A 21973-nucleotide genomic window follows, 5' to 3' on the forward strand; every position below is an offset into this window, starting at 1 on the left:
TACCGACATGCCAACCGCCAACAAGTTCTCCGTCTCGCGGTACGCGCCCGAGCGCGGCCCGATGGCCAAACTCACGGCCCGCGACTCCGTGCTGCGCCGGCTCGACTGGCCGATCCTGTTCTCCTCGCTCGCCCTGTCCCTCCTCGGCGCCCTGCTCGTGTGGTCGGCGACCCGCAACAGGACCAGCCTGAACCAGGGCGACCCCTACTACTTCCTCGCCCGGCACGCCCTGAACACCGGCATCGGCCTGGTGCTGATGATCGGCACCGTCTGGCTGGGCCATCGCACCCTGCGCGGAGCCGTGCCGGTCCTCTACGGGCTCTCGCTGGTGCTGATCCTCGCCGTGCTGACCCCCCTCGGCGCCACCATCAACGGCGCCCACGCGTGGATCGTGATCGGCGGCGGATTCTCCCTCCAGCCGTCCGAGTTCGTGAAGATCACGATCATCCTGGTCATGGCGATGCTGCTCGCCACCCGGGTGGACGCGGGCGACCTCGCCCATCCGGACCACCGCACGGTCGTCAAGGCGCTCTGCCTGGCCGCCGCCCCGATGGGCATCGTCATGCTGATGCCCGACCTCGGGTCCGTCATGGTCATGGTCGTCATCGTGCTCGGCGTGCTGCTCGCCTCCGGGGCCTCCAACCGCTGGGTGATCGGCCTCCTCGGCTCCGGCGTGGGCGGGGCCGTCCTGATATGGCAGCTCGGCGTCCTCGACGAGTACCAGATCAACCGCTTCGCTGCCTTCGCCAACCCCGAGCTCGACCCCGCCGGCGTCGGCTACAACACCAACCAGGCGCGCATCGCCATCGGCTCCGGCGGCCTGACCGGCTCAGGGCTCTTCAAGGGCTCGCAGACCACCGGCCAGTTCGTGCCCGAGCAGCAGACGGACTTCGTCTTCACCGTGGCCGGCGAGGAGCTCGGCTTCCTCGGAGCGGGCCTGATCCTGCTGCTGCTCGGCGTCATCCTCTGGCGGGCCTGCGTGATCGCCCGGGAGACCACCGAGCTCTACGGGACGATCGTGTGCGCCGGCATCATCGCCTGGTTCGCCTTCCAGTCCTTCGAGAACATCGGGATGACCCTCGGCATCATGCCGGTGGCCGGGCTGCCCCTGCCGTTCGTGTCCTACGGAGGGTCGTCGATGTTCGCCGTGTGGATAGCGGTCGGACTCCTCCAGTCGATCAAGGTTCAACGGCCATTGTCAGCCTGATGTTCCCTTCATCATGCAGACGTGTTCCGTTCAGGACTAAGTTCGGTACATGGCGGACACAAAGCGCGAGATCGAGCGGAAATTCGAGTTCTCCACGGCCGAAGCTGCCCGGCGCGGGGTGCCGGACCTGACGGGGACGGCCGCCATCGCGGCCGTCACCGACCAGGGCACCGTCGACCTCGACGCCGTCTACTACGACACCCCCGACCGGCGGCTCGCCGCCGACGGTCTCACCCTGCGGCGCAGAACGGGCGGCCAGGACGAGGGCTGGCACCTCAAACTGCCCGTCTCCCCAGGGGTGCGCGACGAGGTCGGGGCCGCGCTCAGCGACACGGTACCCCCGGCCCTCGCCGCCCTCGTCCGCTCCCGCGTCCGCGACGCCGGACTCGGACCACAGGTCCGACTGGTCTCCTCGCGCCACGTCAGCCACCTCCTCGACGCCGACGGGGCACTCCTCGCGGAACTGAGCACCGACGAGGTCGTGGCCGAGCGCGGCGAAACGACCGCCGGCTGGACCGAGGTCGAGGTGGAACTCGCCGACGGCGTCGACCCCGACCTCCTCGACGCCGTCGAGACGACCTTCCGCAAAGCCGGCCTCCGGGTCTGCGGCGCCCCCTCGAAACTCGCCCGGGCCCTCGCGGAGACCGACGCCGAGCCCCCGGCCCGCCCCTCCGGCGGCGCAGGACCCGAAGGCACCGCCGGCGCGCACGTCGTCGCGTACCTGACCGAGCAGCGCGACACCCTCATCGCCCATGACCCGGCCGTACGACGCAACCTCCCCGACTCCGTCCACCAGATGCGGGTCGCCACCCGCCGACTGCGCAGCACCTTCAAGACCTACCGCAAGGTCCTGGACCGCGAGGTCACCGACCCCATCGGGGAGGAGCTGCGGTGGCTGGCCGCCGAACTCGGCGTCGACCGAGACCAGGAGGTCCTGATGGAGCGGCTCCGGTCCCACCTCGCCGCACTGCCCCCCACCCTCCTCGCCGGCCCGGCCCGCGACCGGCTGCAGACCTGGAACACCAGCCGGCGCTCCGCATCGCGTCGCAGGGCCCTGGCCGCACTCGACAGCGACCGCTACGTCAACCTCCTCGACGCCCTCGACGCCCTGCTGGACGCGCCCCCGCTGCTCGACGGCGCCGCCAAGTCCCCGGGGAAGGTCCTCCCCAAGGCGGTGCTCCGCGACTACGCCCGCCTCGCCACCCGCATCGACGCCGCGCTCGCCCTCGACGAGGGCCGGGAACGGGACCTGGCCCTCCACGAGGCCCGCAAGGCGGCCAAACGCGTCCGGTACGCGGCGGACTCGGCCGTGCCCGAGCTCGGCAAACCGGCCAAACGCCTGGCCAAGGCCGTGAAGAAGGTGCAGAGCCTGCTCGGCGACCACCAGGACAGCGTGGTGGCCCGTGAGGCCCTGCGCGGCCTCGCGGACCAGGCTGCCGACGCGGGGGAGTCCGCCTTCACCTGGGGTGTGCTCTACGGCCGCGAGGAGGCCCTGGCCGAGCGGAGCGAACGGGAGCTTCCCGGCATCTGGGCGAAGGCCTCCGCCCCCGCCCTGCGGACGGCCTTGAAGTGATCACGCGGTGGGGGCGGCTGAGCCATCGGGGTACGCTAGATAGCTGCCCCCTGCCCGCTTCACGAAAGTCGCGTGATGACCGAGTCGGTCTTCCCTCAGCTTGAGGCCCTGCTTCCGCACGTGCAGAAGCCCATCCAGTACGTCGGTGGCGAACTCAACTCCACGGTCAAGCCGTGGGAGAGCTGCGACGTCCGCTGGGCCCTCATGTACCCGGACGCGTACGAAGTCGGGCTGCCCAACCAGGGCGTCATGATCCTGTACGAGGTGCTCAACGAGCGCGAGGGCGTCCTCGCCGAGCGCACCTACAGCGTGTGGCCCGACCTCGAAGAGCTGATGCGCGAGCACAACGTGCCGCAGTTCACCGTGGACAGCCACCGCCCGGTCTCCGCCTTCGACGTGTTCGGCCTGTCCTTCTCCACGGAGCTGGGCTACACCAACATGCTCACGGCGCTGGACCTCGCCGGCATCCCGCTGGAGGCCCGCAACCGCACCGTCGACCACCCGATCGTCCTCGCGGGCGGCCACGCGGCCTTCAACCCGGAGCCGATCGCGGAGTTCATCGACTGCGCGGTCATCGGCGACGGCGAACAGGCCGTCCTCGACATGACCGAGATCATCCGCACGTGGAAGGCCGAGGGCAGGCCCGGCGGGCGCGAAGAGGTCCTGCTGCGCCTCGCCAAGACGGGCAACGTCTACGTGCCGGGCTTCTACGACGTCGAGTACCTGCCGGACGGCCGCATCGGCCGCGTCGTCCCCAACCGCTCCGGCGTGCCGTGGCGCGTGTCCAAGCACACCGTCATGGACCTCGACGAGTGGCCGTACCCCAAGCAGCCCCTGGTCCCGCTCGCCGAGACCGTCCACGAGCGCATGTCCGTGGAGATCTTCCGCGGCTGCACCCGCGGCTGCCGTTTCTGCCAGGCCGGCATGATCACGCGCCCCGTGCGGGAGCGAAGCATCACCGGCATCGGCGAGATGGTGGAGAAGGGTCTCAAGGCGACCGGCTTCGAGGAGGTCGGCCTGCTCTCGCTGTCGTCCGCGGACCACACCGAGATCGCCGACATCGCCAAGGGCCTCGCCGACCGCTACTCGGACGACAAGGTGGGCCTGTCCCTCCCGTCGACCCGCGTGGACGCCTTCAACGTGGACCTGGCCAACGAGCTGACCCGCAACGGCCGCCGCTCCGGCCTGACCTTCGCCCCCGAGGGCGGCTCCGAGCGCATGCGCAAGGTCATCAACAAGATGGTCTCGGAGGAGGACCTGATCCGGACCGTCGCCACCGCCTACGGCAACGGCTGGCGCCAGGTGAAGCTGTACTTCATGTGCGGCCTGCCCACCGAGACCGACGAGGACGTGCTCCAGATCGGCGACATGGCGGTCAACGTCATCGCCAAGGGCCGCGAGGTCTCCGGTCAGAACGACATCCGCTGCACGGTGTCGATCGGCGGGTTCGTGCCCAAGCCGCACACCCCGTTCCAGTGGGCGCCGCAGCTGTCGGCCGAGGAGACGGACGCCCGCCTGGGCAAGCTCCGCGACAAGATCCGCGGCGACAAGAAGTACGGCCGTTCCATCGGCTTCCGCTACCACGACGGCAAGCCGGGCATCGTCGAGGGGCTCCTCTCCCGCGGCGACCGCCGCATCGGCGACGTCATCCGCGCCGTGTACGAGTCGGGCGGCCGCTTCGACGGCTGGCGCGAGCACTTCAGCTACGACCGCTGGATGCAGGCCGCGGAGAAGACGCTGCCCGCCTACGGCGTCGACGTGGCCTGGTACACCACGCGCGAGCGCACCTACGAGGAGGTCCTGCCCTGGGACCACCTGGACTCCGGTCTCGACAAGGACTGGCTCTGGGAGGACTGGCAGGACGCCCTCGACGAGACCGAGGTCGACGACTGCCGCTGGACCCCGTGCTTCGACTGTGGCGTGTGTCCTCAGATGCAGACCGAGATCCAGATCGGCCCGACCGGCAAGAAGCTGCTGCCGCTGTCGGTCGTGAAGTAACCCTTGGGTCACGAGAGGCCCCCGCCCGCAACGGGTGGGGGCCTTCGCCGTGTCCTCCACTGCATGGAAATGGACAAACGGCCTCCCGCCGGCGGCGGTGACGGGTGCCTGGTGGGCGTCATCAGGATTCCCGTGAAGATCGTCGCCGTACTCGTCGTACTGCCCGTACGGGTGGTCTGGGAACTGCTGGTCGCCGCGGGCCGCGCCGCGCACCGGCACGTCCTCGGACCGCTGTACGTCCATGTCCTCCAGCCGCTGCTCCGTGCGCTGGGGTGGCTGCTGACCACCCTGCTCAAGCTGGTATTCGTCTGGCCGTGGGTCGGGCTCTGGCGGTACGTGCTCACCCCGATCGGCCAGGGGCTGGCGTGGCTGGGCCGCGGCGCCTATGACCACCTGCTCGCGCCGGCCGGGCGGATCCTGGGCATGTACGTGCTGCGTCCGCTCGGGGAGGCGCTGGCCTGGATCGGCCGGGGCGGCATGCGCTACCTGCTCGCGCCCCTCGCCAAGGGCGTGACCCGGATCGGCTGGGTCCTCGGCATGGCGCTGTTCGTGTGGCCGTGGGTCGCGCTGTGGCGGTACGTGCTCGCGCCCGTCGGCCGCGGGATCGCCCGGCTGGCCGTGGCGGTCCACCGGTACGTCCTCGCCCCCGTCGGGCACGGGATCGTATGGCTCGCCGTCGCCGTATTCCGGTACCTGCTGCGGCCCGTCGGGCTCGGCGTGGCGTGGCTGGCCGCCGCCCTGTACCGGTACGTCCTCACGCCGGTCGGGCGGGTCCTCCTCTGGGCCTGGCACGTGGCCGGGCGGATCACCGCCGCCCTGTGGCGCGGGCTCAAGTGGGTGGGCCGGGTGCTGGTCGGCTGGCCCGCCTCCATGGTCTACCGGCACGTGCTCACCCCCGTCGGACACGCCGCGCGGGAGGTCTGGCGCACCGGCCGCGCAGCCGTCCGCGAGGCACGGGCCACCGTGCGCCGTGCGCTGTTCGGTACTCCTCCCGTGGAACCGGCGAGGTCACGGGCGCGTACTCTGGGTAGTACGACAGCCGCCGACGCGGCACCCGCAGACGAGATCTCCCTGCCCCGACGGCGGGGGTGAGCCGGAGCGGGTCGACAGACCTCAGGGCGAAGCGCGAGCCGCGGAGCCCCGCACAAGGAGAAGAACCACTGGGCAAGCGACAGCCCGAAGGCCCGCCTCCCGCACCGGTGGTGCAGCGCATCCGACTGCGCTACACCAAACGCGGCCGCCTCCGGTTCACCAGCCACCGAGACTTCCAGCGCGCCTTCGAGCGGGCCCTGCGCCGCGCCGAGGTGCCCATGGCGTACTCGGCGGGTTTCACCCCGCACCCGCGCGTCTCGTACGCGAACGCCGCTCCGACCGGGACCGGCAGCGAGGCCGAATACCTGGAGATCGGCCTCGCCGCGCCGCGCGACCCCGAGAAGCTCCGCGAGCTGCTCGACGAGTCGATGCCGGCCGGACTCGACATCATCGACGCCGTCGAGGCCCGTACCTCCGGCCTGGCGGACCGGCTGACCGCCTCCGTGTGGGAGCTGCGCCTGGACGGCGTGGAGCTCGCCGAGGCCCAGCGGGCGGTGGAGGTCTTCCTCGCCGCCGAGAACGTCGAGGTGCAGCGCAAGACCAAGAACGGCGTGCGGACCTTCGACACCCGCGGCGCGGTCGTCAGCCTCGAAGCGCTTCCCGCGCCGGCTGATAGGCCGCTGGACAATGCTTGTGCGATACTGCGGCTGGTTGTTCGGCATCTGACACCTGCCGTGCGACCCGACGACGTCCTGTCCGGTCTCCGAGCTGTGGCCGACCTGGCGCCGCCGGTCCCCTCTGCGGTGACCAGGCTGGCGCAGGGGCTCTTCGACGAGGAGTCCGGCACGGTGACCGACCCGCTCGCGCCCGACCGCGAGGCAGACACGGCCGCCCCACCCACGGTCGCCGTGACCGCCGACGCGAAGGCGCCGGAAGGTCCCGCCGCGTAGGGATCGTCGTCGTCGCGCAGCCCTGGCACTCGGGAGCCACCTGGGTCGGGCCGCGTACAGACCTGAAGACTTCCGCCAGGCCGTACGGACAAACACGTACGGAACCGGCGGCCATGGACTACAGCTCCCGTGTGGCGAACGCGCCCCGGAGGCCGGCTCCGCGTCATCGCGCGGAACCGAGCCGGACCGGAAGTCAGCCGCGGCGCCCGGGAGCGTGACGGGAGAACCGCCCGCAATGCTCAACAACGAAAACGACACCACCACCCCCGCCGGCGCCGACAGCGGCAGCCCCAGCGACAACCTGCCCCCGCGCAGGCGTCGCCGCGCCGCCTCGCGACCGGCCGGTCCGCCCGGCGGCGTCGCAGCCGCCGAGGTGACCCCGGTGGCGGAGCCCGCCCCCGTGGAGGAGGCCGCTCCGGCCGCCGCCCCCGCCCGTGCCCGCCGTCGCGCGACCCGCGCCGTGGCCGCTCCGAAGACGCAGGCCGCCGAGGCCGTCGTCGAGCCCGCCGCCGAAGCCCCGGCCGCCGAGGCCGTGGCCGCTCCGGTCGTCGAGGAGGCCGCGGCCGCTCCGGCTCCGCGTGCCCGTCGTCGTGCGACCCGTGCCGTGGCCGCTCCGGCCGCTGAGGCCGCCGAGGTTCCGGTTGCGGAGGCTCCGGCTGCTGCCGAGGCCGTCGCCGCTCCGGTCGTCGAGGAGGCCGCGGCCGCTCCGGCTCCGCGTGCCCGTCGTCGTGCGACCCGTGCCGTGGCCGCTCCGGCCGCTGAGGCCGCCGAGGTTCCGGTTGCGGAGGCTCCGGCTGCTGCCGAGGCCGTCGCCGCTCCGGTCGTCGAGGAGGCCGCGGCCGCTCCGGCTCCGCGTGCCCGTCGTCGTGCCACCCGCGCCGTCGCCGCTCCGGCCGCCGAGACCCCGGCCGCCGAGACCGTCGCCGAGCCCGCCCCCGCCGCCGTGGAGGAGGCCCCCAAGGCCGCCGCCCGCGCCGTGACCGTCGCCGACGCCGTGGACGCCCCGAAGCGCGGCCGCCGCCGCGCCACCCGTTCCACGACCGCGGCCGCCGCCCCGCAGCAGCCCGCCGCCGCCGAGCCCGAGGCCGCCGAGGCGCCCGCCGCGCCGGCCCGTGGCCGCCGCGCGGTGCGTCCCGCCGTGGCCGTCTTCCAGGCGCCGGTCTTCACCGAGCCGATGTTCCAGACCCCCGAGACCGCCGCCATGGCCGCCGCGGCCGCCGCCGCGAGCGAGGCCGAGGAGGTCGAGGAGGAAGAGGAGGCCGAGGCCGCCGCTCCGGTCGAGCCGGCGCAGCCCGCCGGCCGTCGCCGTCGCCGTGGCCGTGGCTCCGCCGAGACCGCGCCGGTCTCGCTGCCCGAGGTGCTCGCCGAGGAGGAGCCGGAGGCCGAGGCCGCCGAGCTCGAAGACGAGTCCGCCGAGGCCGCGGACTTCGAGGAGGGCGACGAGTCGGGCGAGCGCCCCTCGCGCCGCCGCCGCCGCGGTGGCCGTCGCCGCCGTCGCGGTGAGGCCGCCGACCTCGACGAGTCCGCCGAGGAGGAGGCCGAGGCCGAGGCCGCCGAGCAGGAGGCCGAGACCGACGACGAGGGCGCCGAGGGCGCCGAGTACGACGAGGGCGAGGAGGCCCTTGGCTCCGCCTCCAGCCGCCGTCGCCGCCGCCGTCGTCGCCGTAGCGGCGACACGGGTGCCGAGGTCGCCGAAGCGGGTGACGAGGACGGTGTGCGCACCGTCGTCAAGGTCCGCGAGCCGCGCCCGGCGCGCGAGAAGGCCGAGCCGTCCGACGAGGTCCAGTCCATCAAGGGCTCGACCCGCTTGGAGGCGAAGAAGCAGCGCCGCCGCGAGGGCCGCGAGCAGGGCCGCCGCCGCGTCCCGATCATCACCGAGGCCGAGTTCCTGGCCCGCCGTGAGGCCGTCGAGCGCGTCATGGTCGTCCGCCAGTCCGGCGAGCGCACCCAGATCGGCGTCCTCGAGGACAACGTGCTCGTCGAGCACTACGTCAACAAGGAAGAGGCCACCTCGTACGTCGGCAACGTCTACCTGGGCAAGGTCCAGAACGTGCTGCCGTCGATGGAGGCCGCGTTCATCGACATCGGCAAGGGCCGCAACGCCGTCCTGTACGCCGGTGAGGTCAACTTCGAGGCGCTGGGCATGGCCAACGGGCCGCGCCGCATCGAGTCCGCCCTCAAGTCCGGCCAGTCGGTCCTGGTGCAGGTCACCAAGGACCCGATCGGCCACAAGGGCGCCCGCCTGACCAGCCAGGTCTCGCTGCCCGGCCGCTACCTGGTCTACGTGCCCGAGGGCTCGATGACCGGCATCAGCCGCAAGCTGCCCGACACCGAGCGCGCGCGTCTGAAGGCCATCCTCAAGAAGATCGTTCCCGAGGACGCGGGCGTCATCGTGCGCACCGCCGCCGAGGGTGCGAGCGAGGACGAGCTGCGCCGCGACGTCGAGCGCCTGCAGGCCCAGTGGGAGGACATCCAGAAGAAGTCGAAGCAGATCACGACCTCTTCGCCGTCCCTGCTGTACGGCGAGCCGGACATGACCGTCCGTGTCGTGCGCGACATCTTCAACGAGGACTTCTCGAAGGTCATCGTCAGCGGCGACGGCGCCTGGGAGACCATCCACGGCTACGTCTCGCACGTGGCCCCGGACCTGGCCGACCGGCTCCAGCGCTGGACCTCCGAGGTCGACGTCTTCGCGACGTACCGGATCGACGAGCAGCTCGCCAAGGCGCTCGACCGCAAGGTGTGGCTGCCCTCGGGCGGCTCGCTTGTGATCGACAAGACCGAGGCGATGATCGTCATCGACGTCAACACCGGCAAGTTCACCGGTCAGGGCGGCAACCTCGAGGAGACCGTCACCAGGAACAACCTGGAGGCGGCCGAGGAGATCGTGCGCCAGCTGCGGCTGCGCGACCTCGGCGGCATCGTCGTCATCGACTTCATCGACATGGTCCTGGAGTCCAACCGCGATCTGGTCCTGCGGCGCATGCTGGAGTGCCTGGGCCGTGACCGTACGAAGCACCAGGTCGCCGAGGTCACCTCGCTGGGCCTGGTCCAGATGACCCGCAAGCGGGTCGGCCAGGGTCTGCTGGAGTCCTTCTCCGAGACCTGCGTCCACTGCAACGGCCGCGGTGTCATCGTCCACATGGAGACGCCGGCCGCGCTCGGCGGCGGTGGCAACGGCAAGCGCTCGAAGCGCCGTGGCGGCCGCGCCGAGTTCGACCAGCACGACCACGAGATCGAGACCGTAGAGGCCGTTGAGACCCCGGAGGCCGAGGCCTTCGAGTCCGAGGCCGAGGTCGCCGCCGAGCTCGCCGCGCCGAAGGCGCTGCCCGAGCCGGAGTTCGCCGCGGGCGAGGAGCTCTACGGCTCCGCGGCCGAGGCGGAGGCCGCGGCGGGTCTGAGCGGGCGCCGCAACCGGCGCCGTGCCACCCGCAAGGCGACCGCTCCCGCGGGTGCCCCGCGGCGTGAGGCCGCTCCGGCCCCGGCCCCCGTGGCCGAGGTCGTCGCCGAGCCGGTGACCGAGCCGGCCGACACGGTCCTGGAGCCGGTCGCCGAGGTCGTCAACGAGGCCGTGGAGGCCGCGGAGTCGGTCGAGGCCGTCCCGGTCGCCCCGGTCGAGGAGGCCGCGCCGAGGGGCCGTACCCGTCGCCGTGCGACCCGTAAGGCCACCGCGCCGACGCCCGCCGCCGAGTCGGCCCCGGAGCCGGCCGTCGCAGCCGAGCCGGAGCCGGCCCCCGAGCCGGTCGTCGTCCCGGAGCCCGAGCCCGTCGTCGAGCCCGAGCCGGCCCCTGCGGCCGAGGAGGCCCCGGCGGTGGAGGCCGCGCCGGCCCGTCCGCGCCGTCGTGCCACCCGTAAGGCCACCGCACCCGCCGGTTCCCCGGCAGGCGCGGCAGAGGCCGCCGTGGTGGTCGTCGAGGCCCCGGTGACCGAGCCGGCCGCCCCGGCTGAGGAGGCCGCGGCCGAGGAGGCCGCCCCGGCTGAGGAGCCGGAGGCCGCCCCGGCCAAGAAGGCCGCCAAGAAGGCTCCGGCCAAGAAGGCGACCGCGGCGAAGAAGGCCCCGGCCAAGAAGGCGGCGGCCGCCAAGAAGACCGTGGCCAAGAAGGCGGCCACGACCAAGAAGACCGCGACGAAGCGGGCGACGAAGAAGACCGCGGCGGCGGAGCAGCAGGCTGCCCCGTCCGTCTCGGCTCCGGCCGAAGCCTGATCCGTCCCGTGACCGTGGGCCCCGCCGAGCGGCGGGGCCCACGGCCGTGCGGAGCCCGGTTTGACCCTCCGGAACCGGCCCCGTAACCTAGACCGTCGGCGTGTCCTGTACGAATCCGTTCAGCGCGCGTCGAGTTCCTGAGCACCTTCCTCCGGCTTCCGGCGCGCAAGCGCTGTGCGGGAGAGGCCGCTCGTCCATTCCGGATCAGCGTGGGCCCCGGCCCGCCTGAGCGGCTGGCTTCAGGAGCATCCGTCCCGAGTGAGAGAGAGATCCGCGTGTACGCCATCGTGCGCAGCGGTGGTCGCCAGCACAAGGTTGCTGTCGGCGACATCGTTGAGGTTGACAAGATTTCCACTGCCAAGGTTGGCGACACGGTCGAGCTCTCGACCCTGCTCGTTGTCGACGGCGACGCCGTGACCAGCGACCCGTGGGTCCTGGCGGGCATCAAGGTCACGGCTGAGGTCGTGGACCACCACAAGGGCGCCAAGATCGACATCCTGCGCTACAAGAACAAGACCGGCTACCGCCGTCGCCAGGGTCACCGCCAGCAGTACACGGCGATCAAGGTCACCGGTATCCCCGCGGCTGCGAAGTAAGAGGGACTGAGACATGGCACACAAGAAGGGCGCATCGTCCACCCGGAACGGGCGCGACTCCAATGCCCAGCGGCTCGGCGTGAAGCGCTTCGGCGGTCAGGTCGTCTCCGCCGGCGAGATCCTCGTCCGCCAGCGCGGCACCCACTTCCACCCGGGCTCGGGTGTCGGTCGTGGTGGCGACGACACGCTGTTCGCGCTGCAGGCCGGTGCCGTTCAGTTCGGCACGCACCGTGGCCGCAAGGTCGTCAACATCGTTCCGGCCGCCTGATCCAGCTTCGGCTGATCAAGCGTTCGTAACTTCCCGAGGGCGGATCTCAGCTCTTCCCGGCTCAGGCCGGGAAGAGAGGTCCGCCCTCGGCGCGTTGTCACATAGACACGTTTAATGGGCAGCAAGGCCTGCCACCGGATTTTCCGGACGATCCCGCTGTATCTGGAGGAACAACCATGACCACCTTCGTGGACCGCGTCGAGCTGCACGTCGCCGCGGGTAACGGGGGCCACGGCTGCGCCTCCGTTCACCGGGAGAAGTTCAAGCCGCTCGGCGGCCCCGACGGCGGCAACGGCGGCCGTGGCGGCGACGTCATCCTGGTGGTGGAGCAGGCGATCACCACCCTGCTGGACTACCACCACAGCCCCCACCGCAAGGCCACCAACGGCAAGCCCGGCGAGGGCGGCAACCGTTCCGGCAAGGACGGCCAGGACCTGATCCTGCCCGTGCCGGACGGCACCGTCGTCCTGGACAAGGCCGGCAACGTCCTCGCCGACCTCGTCGGCCAAGGCACCACCTACGTGGCCGCCGAGGGCGGCCGCGGCGGCCTCGGCAACGCGGCGCTGGCCTCGGCCCGCCGCAAGGCGCCCGGCTTCGCGCTCCTCGGCGTCCCCGGCACCACCGGCGACATCGTCCTGGAGCTCAAGACCGTGGCCGACGTGGCACTGGTCGGCTTCCCGAGCGCCGGCAAGTCCTCGCTGATCTCGGTGCTCTCCTCCGCCAAGCCGAAGATCGCGGACTACCCCTTCACCACCCTCGTCCCGAACCTGGGCGTCGTCACCGCCGGCTCCACCGTCTACACGATCGCCGACGTCCCCGGCCTGATCCCCGGCGCCAGCCAGGGCCGTGGCCTGGGCCTGGAGTTCCTGCGCCACGTCGAGCGCTGCTCGGTGCTGGTGCACGTCCTGGACACGGCCACCCTGGAGACCGACCGCGACCCGATCGCCGACCTCGACGTCATCGAGGAGGAGCTCAAGCTCTACGGCGGCGGCCTGGAGAAGCGCCCCCGCCTCGTCGTCCTGAACAAGGTCGACATCCCGGACGGCCAGGAGCTCGCCGACATGGTGCGCCCCGACCTGGAGGCCCGCGGCTACAAGGTCTTCGAGGTGTCCGCGGTCGCCCGTACGGGCCTGAAGGAGCTCTCCTACTTCCTCGCCGAGGTCATCGCCAAGGCCCGTGCCCGCAAGCCGAAGGAGGAGGCGACCCGTATCGTCATCCGTCCGAAGGCCGTGGACGACGCCGGCTTCACCGTCGCCTACGACGAGGCCGAGGACGTGTACGTGGTGCGCGGCGAGAAGCCGGAACGCTGGGTCCGCCAGACCGACTTCAACAACGACGAGGCCGTCGGCTACCTGGCCGACCGCCTCAACCGCCTCGGTGTCGAGGAGGCGCTGAAGAAGGCCGGCGCCCGCGCCGGCGACGGCGTGGCGATCGGCTCCGACGACAACGCGGTCGTCTTCGACTGGGAGCCGACCGTGATGGCCGGCGCCGAGATGCTGGGCCGCCGCGGCGAGGACCACCGTCTGGACGCCCCGCGTCCGGCCACCACCCGCCGCAAGGACAAGGAAGCCCAGCGCGGGGACTCGGCGCAGAAGGAATACGACGAATTCCGGCCGTTCTAGTCCACTCCCGAGGGACCGGGCCCCGGAGGGTTTGAAGGCGCCTTTATCTCGGTCGCCTAGGATCCTCCGGGTGAACAGCAGCAAACTCCCCACTGTTTCCGTCGTGGTGATCGCGTACAACGACGCCGGGCTCGTGGGCGAGGCCGTCTCCTCGGCCCTCGCCCAGGGCCCGGTGGTCACCGAGGTCATCGCGGTGAACGACGCCTCGTCCGACGGCACAGCGCGGGTGCTGGACGAACTGGCCTCGGTCCACCCCCGCCTCAAGGTCGTGCACCGGACGGAGAACAGCGGCGGGTGCGGTACCCCGCGCAACGACGGGATCGCCGTGGCGTCCGGCCGGTACGTGCTCTTCCTCGACAGCGACGACATCCTGCCACCGGGCGCGGCGGACGCCCTGGTGCGCACCGCCGAGGAGCACCGCGCCCCGGTCACCGTCGGCGCGGCCGTGCGGCGCGAGCTGCCCCAGCACCACGACGTGCCGTGGATGCCCGGCCTCTACACCCCCGGCGACGTCATCGAGCGCCCGGCGGACCGGCCCGAGCTCGTCCGCGACACCCTCTGCGTCAACAAGCTCTACGAGCGCGCCTTCCTGCAGGAGCACGGCCTGCGCTTCCCCGACGGGCGGTTCGTCTACGAGGACTTCGCCTTCACGGCCCGCGTCCTCGCCGCTGCCCCCCGCATCGCCGTCACCGGCGACCTCGTCTACGTGTGGCACGTGCGCCGCAGCGCTGCCCAGGTGTCGATCTCCCTGGACCGCAAGGACGTCGGGAACTGGCGTTCGCGCATCGCGGCCCACCGCACGGCCGCCCGGACCCTCGCCGCGGCCTCCCCGGTCCTGGGCAGCGCCTGCCACGTGAAGTTCCTCGAGTACGACCTGCGCATGTACCTGCGCGAGCTCGGCAGCGATCCCGACTACCGGGCCGCCTGGTGGACCCTCACCCGCGAGTACCTCGACACCTTCGCCGAGGCGGACGTCGAGGCCGCCGCGGCCCACGCCCGCTGGATCGTCCGGGTGCTGCGTGCCACCGCGACGCCGCCCGCCGACATCGAGCGGCTGACCCGGCTGGCCGCCGAACCGCCGCGCCTGCTGCCCCCGTACGCGGTCGGCGCCTCCGGCGAGCCGGTGTGGAGCGAGGAGCTCCCCGTCGAGCTGGACGGCCTGCCGGCCCTGCCGGTCGAGGAGCTGCCCCTCACCGTCGACGCCGAGCCGGCCGGCCGCGGCGCCGTCAGGATCCGCGTGCACGACCTCTACGGGCGCCTCGCCGAGGCCGGTCCGCAGACCGCGCGCCTGAGCTTCATGCCCCGCGCGGGCGGCGAGCCGGTCCTCGCGCGCCCCGTCGAACTGCTGCCCGACCGGGCCGGCGGCTGGCTGGCCGTACTGCCCTTCCGCCTGGCCGATCTGGCCGTCACCGGACGCCGCCAGGGACTGCGCAGGATGCAGGCCTGGAACGTCGGGGTGGGCGTGCAGTGTGCCGACGGGAGCTCGGTGTTCACCTCCCTGCGCCCCCAGGGCCGGCTGCTCCGCCGTCGGGCCCTGCCCAGCAGCCGGTACGGTGTTCTGCTGGCGCAGCCCTACCGGACGGGGGCCGGAGCCCTCGCGCTGCGCCTCGCGCCGGGCGCCGAGGGAGCCCTGTACCTCGTACGCAACCGCATCCACCGGGCCCGGGCGGCCCGGGGGGCGAGCTGAACCCGATGCGCCCCGCTGCGCTTTCCCCACCGAAGTCGGACAGGACCAAGGAGATACACATGACGTTTCTGATCACCGGTGGCGCCGGTTACATCGGCGCGCACGTCGTCCGCGCGATGGTGCTCGCGGGGGAGAAGGTCGTCGTCCTCGACGACCTCTCCACGGGCAACGAGGACCGTGTCCCGGAGGGCGTCCCGCTGGTGGTCGGCTCGGTCCTGGACCGGCTGGTGCTGGAGAAGACCATCCGCGAGCACAAGATCACGGGCGTGGTGCACCTGGCGGGCAAGAAGCAGGTCGGCGAGTCCGTCGAGAAGCCGCTGTACTACTACCACGAGAACGTGCAGGGCCTCACGGTCCTGCTCCAGGCCGTGGCCGACGCGGGCGTGCGCAACTTCCTCTTCTCCTCCTCCGCCTCCGTGTACGGCATGCCCGACGTGGACCTGGTCACGGAGGACACCCCGTGCGCGCCGCTGAGCCCGTACGGCGAGACGAAGCTGGCCGGCGAGTGGCTGGTCCGCGCCGCGGGCAAGGCGCACGGCATCTCCACCGCCTGCCTGCGCTACTTCAACGTGGCGGGCGCCGCGTCCCCGGAGCTCGCGGACACCGGCGTCTTCAACCTGGTCCCGATGGTCTTCGAGCGGTACGACGCCGGCCAGGGCGCCAAGATCTTCGGTGACGACTACCCGACACCGGACGGCACCTGCATCCGCGACTACATCCACGTCGAGGACCTGGCGGAGGCCCACGTGGCGGCCGCCCGCAAGCTGGCCGAGTGGGCCGCGGCCGAGGACTACAAGGACCTCACCGTCAACATCGGGCGCGGCGAGGGCGTCTCGGTCGCCGAGATGGTCGAGCTGCTGAACAAGGGCACCGGGCACGACTACGCCCCGGTCGTCAGCCCGCGCCGCCCCGGCGACCCGGCGAAGGTCGTGGCCTCCGCCGACAAGATCAACACAGTGCTGGGCTGGAAGGCCCGCCACGACGTCCGCGAGATGGTCACCTCCGCCTGGGCGGGCTGGGAGGCCAACAAGGTGGCCCGCAAGGACGCGCACCGCGACGTCCACAAGGCCTGACGGGCACCCCGGTCGCATGAGAGAGCCGCCCGCCCCGGACACCTCCGGGGCGGGCGGCTCCGTCATGCCGCGTGCGGTCGTGCCGTCAGCGCTCCAGGAAGGAGAACAGCTCCTCCCACCGGTCGGTGATCTCGGCGCTGGAGTAGCGCTTCACCGCGTGGAAGGCGTTGTCGCCGAGCCGGTCGCGCAGCTCGCCGTCGGACATCAGCACGTGCAGGTGTCCGGCGAGTTCCATCGTGTTGCCCAGCCGGGCGAGCAGCCCGTCCTCGCCGTGCTCGACGATCTCCCGCACGCCCGGCGCGCAGTCGAAGGCGGCCACCGGCACGCCCGCCGCCATCGCCTCCAGCAGCGTGATCGGGAAGCCCTCGGCGCGCGAGGCCTGTGCGAAGACCGAGGCGCCGCGCAGCGCGCCCAGCACGTCGTCGGTGCTGCCCATCCACTCGACGGAGTCGTCGATCCCCAGGCTGGTGCAGTGCGCCCGCAGGGCCGCCTCCTCCGAGCCCGCGCCGTAGATCCGCAGGACCCAGTCGGGGTGGTGCGGCACCGCGTCCGCCCAGGCGTCGAGCAGCAGGTCGACGCCCTTCTCGAAGGCGAGGCGGCCGACGCTGGCCACGACCTTGGAGGAGCGCGGAGCGGGGGTGTCGGGCATGAAGGGGATCGGGTTGGGCATGCTGGCGACGTTCTCCATGCCCGCCCGGATCCACAGGTCCGCGTCCTCGGCGGTCAGCACCAGCAGCCGGTCGACCTCCCGGTAGTACCGGCGGACCCGCTCGCCGCGGGTCGACTTCTGGCTGGCTTCGAACGACTCGTGGCTCATGCCGACGACGGACAGCCCCTTGGTGTCGGCGAGCGCCACCCACTCCATCGCCCAGACCTGGGTGACGATGACGACCCCGCCCGGACGGGCTCCGCGCAGCAACTCGCTCAGCTGGTCGGCCTTGACCCGCATCTGCGCCCGCCGGGCCGCCTGGCGGCGGCGCTCGGGGGCGTTCAGCCGGCCCTTGATGCCGCGCAGCCGGCGCGCCGCCGGCGGGTGGGCCCCGTAGAGCGTGGTCATCTCGTACGGCAGGTCCTGCGGCAGCTTGTGCCGGATCTCCTCGGCGACGGGGGCGATGCCGACGATGTGCACCCGGTGGCCGCGTTCGCTGAACAGCCGGGCCATCTGGTGCGACCAGGTGGTCACGCCGCCGATCTCGTCGACGCTGTTGGAGACGATGAAGATGTCCCGGCTCACTTGCCGCTCCCGGTGAAGAACTTCTCGACGATCTGGCGGGCCGCGTCCCCGCGGTCGTACTCGCCGAACTCGGTGAGGAAACGCTGCCGCGCCTCCGCGTACTTGGCGTCCGCCTCCTCGAAGGCCGCAAGCGCCTGCAGGAGTTCGTCCGCGGTGGCCACCACCGGGCCCGGGGCCTTCTCCTTGAGGTCGAAGTACGTGCCGCGGATGTCGGTGGCGTACTTCTCGTAGTCGTACGCGAAGAACACCATCGGCCGGTCCAGGACCGCGTAGTCGAACATCACGGACGAGTAGTCGGTGATCAGCCCGTCGGCGAGGGCCAGCAGCGGGGTGATGTCGTGGTGCCGGGAGACGTCGACGACCCGGCCGGCCACCGACGGCGGCAGCGAGACGCTGTTGAGGTAGTGGGTCCGCACCAGCAGCGTGAAGCGGTCGCCGAGCCGGTCCGCGAACTCCTCCACGTCGAAGGGGAAGGTGAAGCCCTCCACCGCGCCGTCCGCGCCCGCCCGGAAGGTCGGCGCGTACAGCAGCACCTTCTTGTCCGGGTCGATGCCGAGCTCGGCGGCGAGGGCGCCGCGGACCCGCTCGCCGCTGTCCGCCTCGGCCCGGTGGGCCTCGACGAGGGCGTCGTTGCGCGGGTAGCCCGTGCGCAGCAGTACCTCGTCGCGCAGCCGGAAGCCCTTGGCGAGGGTGCGGGCGTCGTGCTCGGAGCGGATCAGGAAGTGGTCGAAACGGTCGACGGCCGCCTGGAAGCGGGCCTGTCCGGCCCGCCCCTGCGCCTTGGTGCGGGGCTCGTGGAAGCCCATCCGCTTGAGCGCGGAGCCGTGCCAGGTCTGGATGTACGTGGTGCCGGGGCGCTTGGCCAGGGCGAGCGGGAAGCCCTGGTTGTCGACCCAGTACTCGGCCTGGGCCAGGGCGCGCAGGTACTGCCAGCTCCACCGCTTGACCAGGGTGGCCTCCTTCGGGAAGCCGGTGGGCCTGGCGCCCGCGTAGGACCAGATCGCCTCGAACGGCACGCCCTGGCGGACCATCTCCTCGTAGATGGCCTTGGGGCTGTCGCTGTACTGCTTGCCCATGTGGCTCTCGAAGACGACCGTGCCCTTCTTGACGGGCAGCTTCGAGAAGACCTCGTGGTAGATCTTCACCTTCTGCTCGCCGGAGCCCAGGTTCCGGCGGGCCCGCAGGGCCTTGCGTAGACCCCGCTTGACCACGCCGGCCGCCTTGCCCTGTATGGCGTTGTTGATCAGCGACTGGGTGCGGACGGCGGCGGCGCCCTCCGCGGTCAGGACGTAGGAGAGGTTGCCCTTCTTGGTCATCTCCGCGGTGAAGCGGTCGGAGACCAGGCGGGTAAGCCGCGGCCGGACGCGCAGCCGGGCCGCCGAGTCCAGGTCGAGGCCGCCGACCGAGACGCGGGTGATGATCCGCTCGCCCCCGGCGGTCAGCTTGAGGCGGACGTCCCAGACGGCGTCGATGATGCCGAGGGGGCGCACGGTGCCGCCGATGTCGGCGGTGGTGCGCCACTCGATCGTGTCACCGGCGTGGCGCACGGTTGCCACCGGGAAGCTGAAGGAGCGCACGCCGACCTGCCGGCGGGCCCGCAGCTCCAGCGTGGCCTTCAGCTCCGCGTCGGCGTCGATGCGGCCCAGCGGGTTCACGACGGTGCCGGACAGCGTGACGGTGCCGCGGCCGTCGTCCTCGTAGGAGGTGAGGCGGTTGCCCAGGGTGAGGGACGGCAGCGGGGTGGTGTGGAAACCCTGCTCGGTGACGTCCAGTATCCGGCGGGCCTCGGCGGCGTCGGGGCCGTCGATGTGCTGCGCGCACCAGTAGACGCGGCCGTCGCGCTCGGCGAGCGGGGAGGTCAGCCGACCCTTGTTGATCATGGCGTCGGCGGCCGGGAGCAGGTTGTCCCAGTCCTCCTTGCCCAGCAGGTACGCGCAGATCGCCTGGAGGTGGGTGACGTGCTCGTACGCCTCCGGGTCGATGCCGGCGAGGTAGCCGTTGGCGAGGCCCGCGAACTCCTGGCGGTACTCGTCGCTCAGTAGCGGCAGGTCGCGCAGGTGCAGGACCAGGTCGTGCTTGAGGAACTTGGCGTCCTTCGCGGACTTGATGTCCGTGTGGCCCTTGGCCGCCAGCAGCTCGTCGACGCGCCGGTGGATCTCCATCCGGTGGACGAAGTTGGCGATCTCGTGGCGCCGGTTGCTGATCGACTTGGCCGCGGCCTTCTCGACCACGTTCCAGAAGTACACGTGGTTGGGGATCAGCGTGATGCGCCGGGCCGCCACGTACGCCTGTGCGGAGAACAGCAGGTCCTCGTAGTGGATGCCGACCGGGAACTCCAGGCCCTGCTCCAGCAGGAACGCGCGCCGGTAGCACTTGTTCGTGGAGAGGGTGTCGTAGACCAGCAGGTCCGGGAACTCGGTGATCGACTCCAGCGTGCGCGTGCGCGAGTAGATCCACGGGTACCACTCGGTGGTCTTGCCCCACCGGTTGTCGAGGTGCACGCGTACGCACATGCCCGAGACCAGGTCGGAGCCGGTCCGCTCGGCGGCGGCCAGCATGTTCCGGCAGGCGTTGCGCTCCAGCACGTCGTCGCTGTCGAGGAACATCACGTACGTACCCGTGGCCTGCTGGATGCCGTGGTTGCGCGGCGCCCCGCAGCCGCCGCTGTTCTGCGGAAGCTGGAAGGCGCGCACCCTCCCCGGATGCGCCGACTCGAGTTCCTGGGCGACCGCGAAGGAGCGGTCCTTGCTGCAGTCGTCGACGATCACGACCTCGACACCCTGGAGTGTCTGGTCGAGAACCGACTGGACTGCTGTCGACAGACGCTCTGCGTCGTTGTAGACGATGACGACCACGGAGACGTCGGGCACGTGCACCTCGATCCCTTCGTTTCGTTCCGCTCATTCCGCTTATCCCGTCAAAGCTACCGTGTGCCGCCCTCGGCTCAGGCAGGGCGACTCTCGGTGGTTCCTCGCCGTGCATACTTCTAAGGAAGAGGTGAGAGGCGGGTCCGGTCGCCGACAATCACCCGTTCGGATCCAGCAGGAAGTGTTCATGACCAAGCTGTCCGTAGTTGTCCCTTGCTACAACGAAGAAGCCGTCATCGACAGCTTCGACGTCGAGATCCGCAGGGTCCTGGACGCCCTGCCCGTCGAGTACGAGGTCTGCTACGTCGACGACGGCAGCCGTGACGGCACTCTCGGCAAGCTCCGGAAGATCGCCGCTGAACACGGCGAACAGACCCGCTACGTCTCCTTCAGCCGCAACTTCGGCAAAGAGGCCGGCATGCTCGCCGGCCTGCGCGAGGCCACCGGCGACGCCGTAGTGATCATGGACGCCGACCTCCAGCACCCGCCGGAGCTCATCGCGACCATGCTGGAGCACTACCGGCAGGGCCACGACCAGATCATCGCCCGCCGCACCCGCGAGGGCGACAAGAAGGTGCGCTCCGCGCTCAGCCGCCTCTACTACCGGGGCGTCAACCGCTGGGTCGACGTGGAGCTGACCGACGGCGTCGGCGACTTCCGGATGCTGTCGCGCCCGGCCGTGGACGCGCTGCTGGCCCTGCCGGAGTACAACCGCTTCTCCAAGGGCCTGTTCTCCTGGATCGGCTTCGACACCGTCCACTTCGACTACCGCAACGCGCAGCGCGAGGCCGGCGAGACCAAGTGGAAGTTCGGCGCCCTGCTGAACTACGGCATGGACGGCCTGATCTCCTTCAACAACCGGCCGCTGCGGATCGGCATCTGGTTCGGCGTGTCGCTGGTCGCGCTGACCGGCCTCTACGCGTTGTGGATCACCGCCATGGCGATCACCAACGGCGTGGACTCACCGGGCTACGTCACCCTTGTGGCCATCATCACGGGCCTGGGCGGCGTACAGCTGATCATGCTGGGCCTCGTCGGCGAGTACATCGGCCGCATCTACTACGAGACCAAGCGCCGGCCGCACTTCCTGGTGAAGGAGTCGCACGGCTCCGAAGCCCTCCCGAGGACCGCGGGCACCACCCCGGCGGCGGAGCCGACGATCGTGGAGCGCAGCACCCGATGAGCCGCCGGGAACAGCTCGGCCAGGTATTCCGCTTCGCCCTGGTGGGCGGGGTCAACACCGGCACCTTCTTCGGCATCTACCTCCTCCTGCACCCCTGGATGCCGTACTTCGCCGCCTACTCGCTCGCCTTCGTGCTGGCGATGGTCGGCTCGTTCTTCATGAACACCTATTTCACCTACCGCACCCGGCCGACCTGGAAGAAGTTCCTCCTCTTCCCGCTGACGAACGTGACCAACTACGTCATCCAGTCCGCCGGCCTCTACGCCTTGGTGACCTGGACCGGGATGGACACCCGGATCGCCCCGCTGGTCGCGGCGGTCGTGGCCATCCCGTTCACCTTCCTGCTCTCCCGCAAGATCCTCGTCCCCGGCGGCCGCCGGGCCGCCGAGTTGGAGGAGAGCCAGGGGCAGGCCAGGACCTCGTCCACGGTCTGAAACCCCCGAGCGGCCCCCGCCGGCCACCCCGTAGATTGAGGTGGC

15 protein-coding genes are annotated in these 21973 nt (G+C 71.5%); 13 read left to right on the forward strand and 2 right to left on the reverse strand.

Annotation, left to right across the window (positions count from 1 at the left end; all coding sequences use genetic code 11):
* The first annotated feature begins 7 nt into the window (after window positions 1-7).
* The 11 genes from rodA to galE all read left to right on the forward strand — a co-directional run bounded on the left by rodA (window position 8) and on the right by galE (window position 16210).
* Window positions 8-1207, forward strand: a complete 1200-nt coding sequence (gene rodA, locus ACZ3X1_RS04770) for a rod shape-determining protein RodA (protein ID WP_356810029.1) — start codon at window positions 8-10, stop codon at window positions 1205-1207.
* Between the two features lie 49 nt (window positions 1208-1256).
* On the forward strand, window positions 1257-2780 hold the full coding sequence (locus tag ACZ3X1_RS04775) for a CYTH and CHAD domain-containing protein (RefSeq protein ID WP_467276622.1): 1524 nt from the start codon (window positions 1257-1259) through the stop codon (window positions 2778-2780).
* Window positions 2781-2852: 72 nt separating this feature from the next.
* A complete protein-coding gene (locus ACZ3X1_RS04780) occupies window positions 2853-4778 on the forward strand; it encodes a TIGR03960 family B12-binding radical SAM protein (protein WP_356810025.1) in 1926 nt (641 codons plus the stop codon).
* 63 nt (window positions 4779-4841) lie between these two features.
* On the forward strand, window positions 4842-5870 hold the full coding sequence (locus ACZ3X1_RS04785; RefSeq protein ID WP_467276625.1) for a hypothetical protein: 1029 nt from the start codon (window positions 4842-4844) through the stop codon (window positions 5868-5870).
* A 110-nt stretch (window positions 5871-5980) separates the two neighbouring features.
* Window positions 5981-6760: a TIGR03936 family radical SAM-associated protein gene (locus ACZ3X1_RS04790; RefSeq protein ID WP_356810141.1), complete on the forward strand. Its 780-nt coding sequence runs from the start codon at window positions 5981-5983 to the stop codon at window positions 6758-6760.
* A gap of 235 nt (window positions 6761-6995) precedes the next feature.
* Window positions 6996-10964: an Rne/Rng family ribonuclease gene (locus ACZ3X1_RS04795; protein WP_467276628.1), complete on the forward strand. Its 3969-nt coding sequence runs from the start codon at window positions 6996-6998 to the stop codon at window positions 10962-10964.
* 275 nt (window positions 10965-11239) lie between these two features.
* Window positions 11240-11560, forward strand: a complete 321-nt coding sequence (gene rplU, locus ACZ3X1_RS04800) for a 50S ribosomal protein L21 (RefSeq protein WP_015033583.1) — start codon at window positions 11240-11242, stop codon at window positions 11558-11560.
* A gap of 13 nt (window positions 11561-11573) precedes the next feature.
* On the forward strand, window positions 11574-11828 hold the full coding sequence (rpmA, locus tag ACZ3X1_RS04805; RefSeq protein WP_030027134.1) for a 50S ribosomal protein L27: 255 nt from the start codon (window positions 11574-11576) through the stop codon (window positions 11826-11828).
* A 176-nt stretch (window positions 11829-12004) separates the two neighbouring features.
* A complete protein-coding gene (gene obgE, locus ACZ3X1_RS04810) occupies window positions 12005-13450 on the forward strand; it encodes a GTPase ObgE (protein ID WP_356810019.1) in 1446 nt (481 codons plus the stop codon).
* Between the two features lie 70 nt (window positions 13451-13520).
* Complete coding sequence (locus ACZ3X1_RS04815; protein ID WP_467276633.1) at window positions 13521-15137, forward strand: glycosyltransferase family 2 protein; 1617 nt, start codon at window positions 13521-13523, stop codon at window positions 15135-15137.
* A 59-nt stretch (window positions 15138-15196) separates the two neighbouring features.
* Window positions 15197-16210 carry a UDP-glucose 4-epimerase GalE gene (gene galE, locus ACZ3X1_RS04820; RefSeq protein ID WP_356810015.1) on the forward strand — a complete coding sequence of 338 codons (1014 nt, stop codon included), beginning with the start codon at window positions 15197-15199 and terminating at the stop codon, window positions 16208-16210.
* An 85-nt stretch (window positions 16211-16295) separates the two neighbouring features.
* Here galE and ACZ3X1_RS04825 read toward each other — a convergent pair whose 3' ends face one another.
* Together ACZ3X1_RS04825 and ACZ3X1_RS04830 are read right to left on the reverse strand one after the other, a co-directional pair.
* Window positions 16296-17444: a glycosyltransferase gene (locus ACZ3X1_RS04825; RefSeq protein ID WP_467276637.1), complete on the reverse strand. Its 1149-nt coding sequence runs from the start codon at window positions 17442-17444 to the stop codon at window positions 16296-16298.
* Complete coding sequence (locus ACZ3X1_RS04830; RefSeq protein ID WP_467276640.1) at window positions 17441-20320, reverse strand: bifunctional glycosyltransferase/CDP-glycerol:glycerophosphate glycerophosphotransferase; 2880 nt, start codon at window positions 20318-20320, stop codon at window positions 17441-17443. Before ACZ3X1_RS04830 ends, ACZ3X1_RS04825 begins: the two co-directional genes overlap by 4 nt.
* 178 nt (window positions 20321-20498) lie before the next feature.
* Between ACZ3X1_RS04830 and ACZ3X1_RS04835 the strand changes: the two genes are divergently transcribed.
* Together ACZ3X1_RS04835 and ACZ3X1_RS04840 are read left to right on the forward strand one after the other, a co-directional pair.
* The gene (locus ACZ3X1_RS04835) at window positions 20499-21494 is read left to right on the forward strand and encodes a glycosyltransferase family 2 protein (RefSeq protein ID WP_467276642.1); all 996 of its coding nucleotides are present in this window, start codon (window positions 20499-20501) and stop codon (window positions 21492-21494) included.
* Window positions 21491-21928: a GtrA family protein gene (locus ACZ3X1_RS04840; RefSeq protein ID WP_356813288.1), complete on the forward strand. Its 438-nt coding sequence runs from the start codon at window positions 21491-21493 to the stop codon at window positions 21926-21928. Before ACZ3X1_RS04835 ends, ACZ3X1_RS04840 begins: the two co-directional genes overlap by 4 nt.
* The last annotated feature ends 45 nt before the right edge of the window (window positions 21929-21973 follow it).

The organism is Streptomyces sp. NPDC023541 (assembly GCF_055559995.1).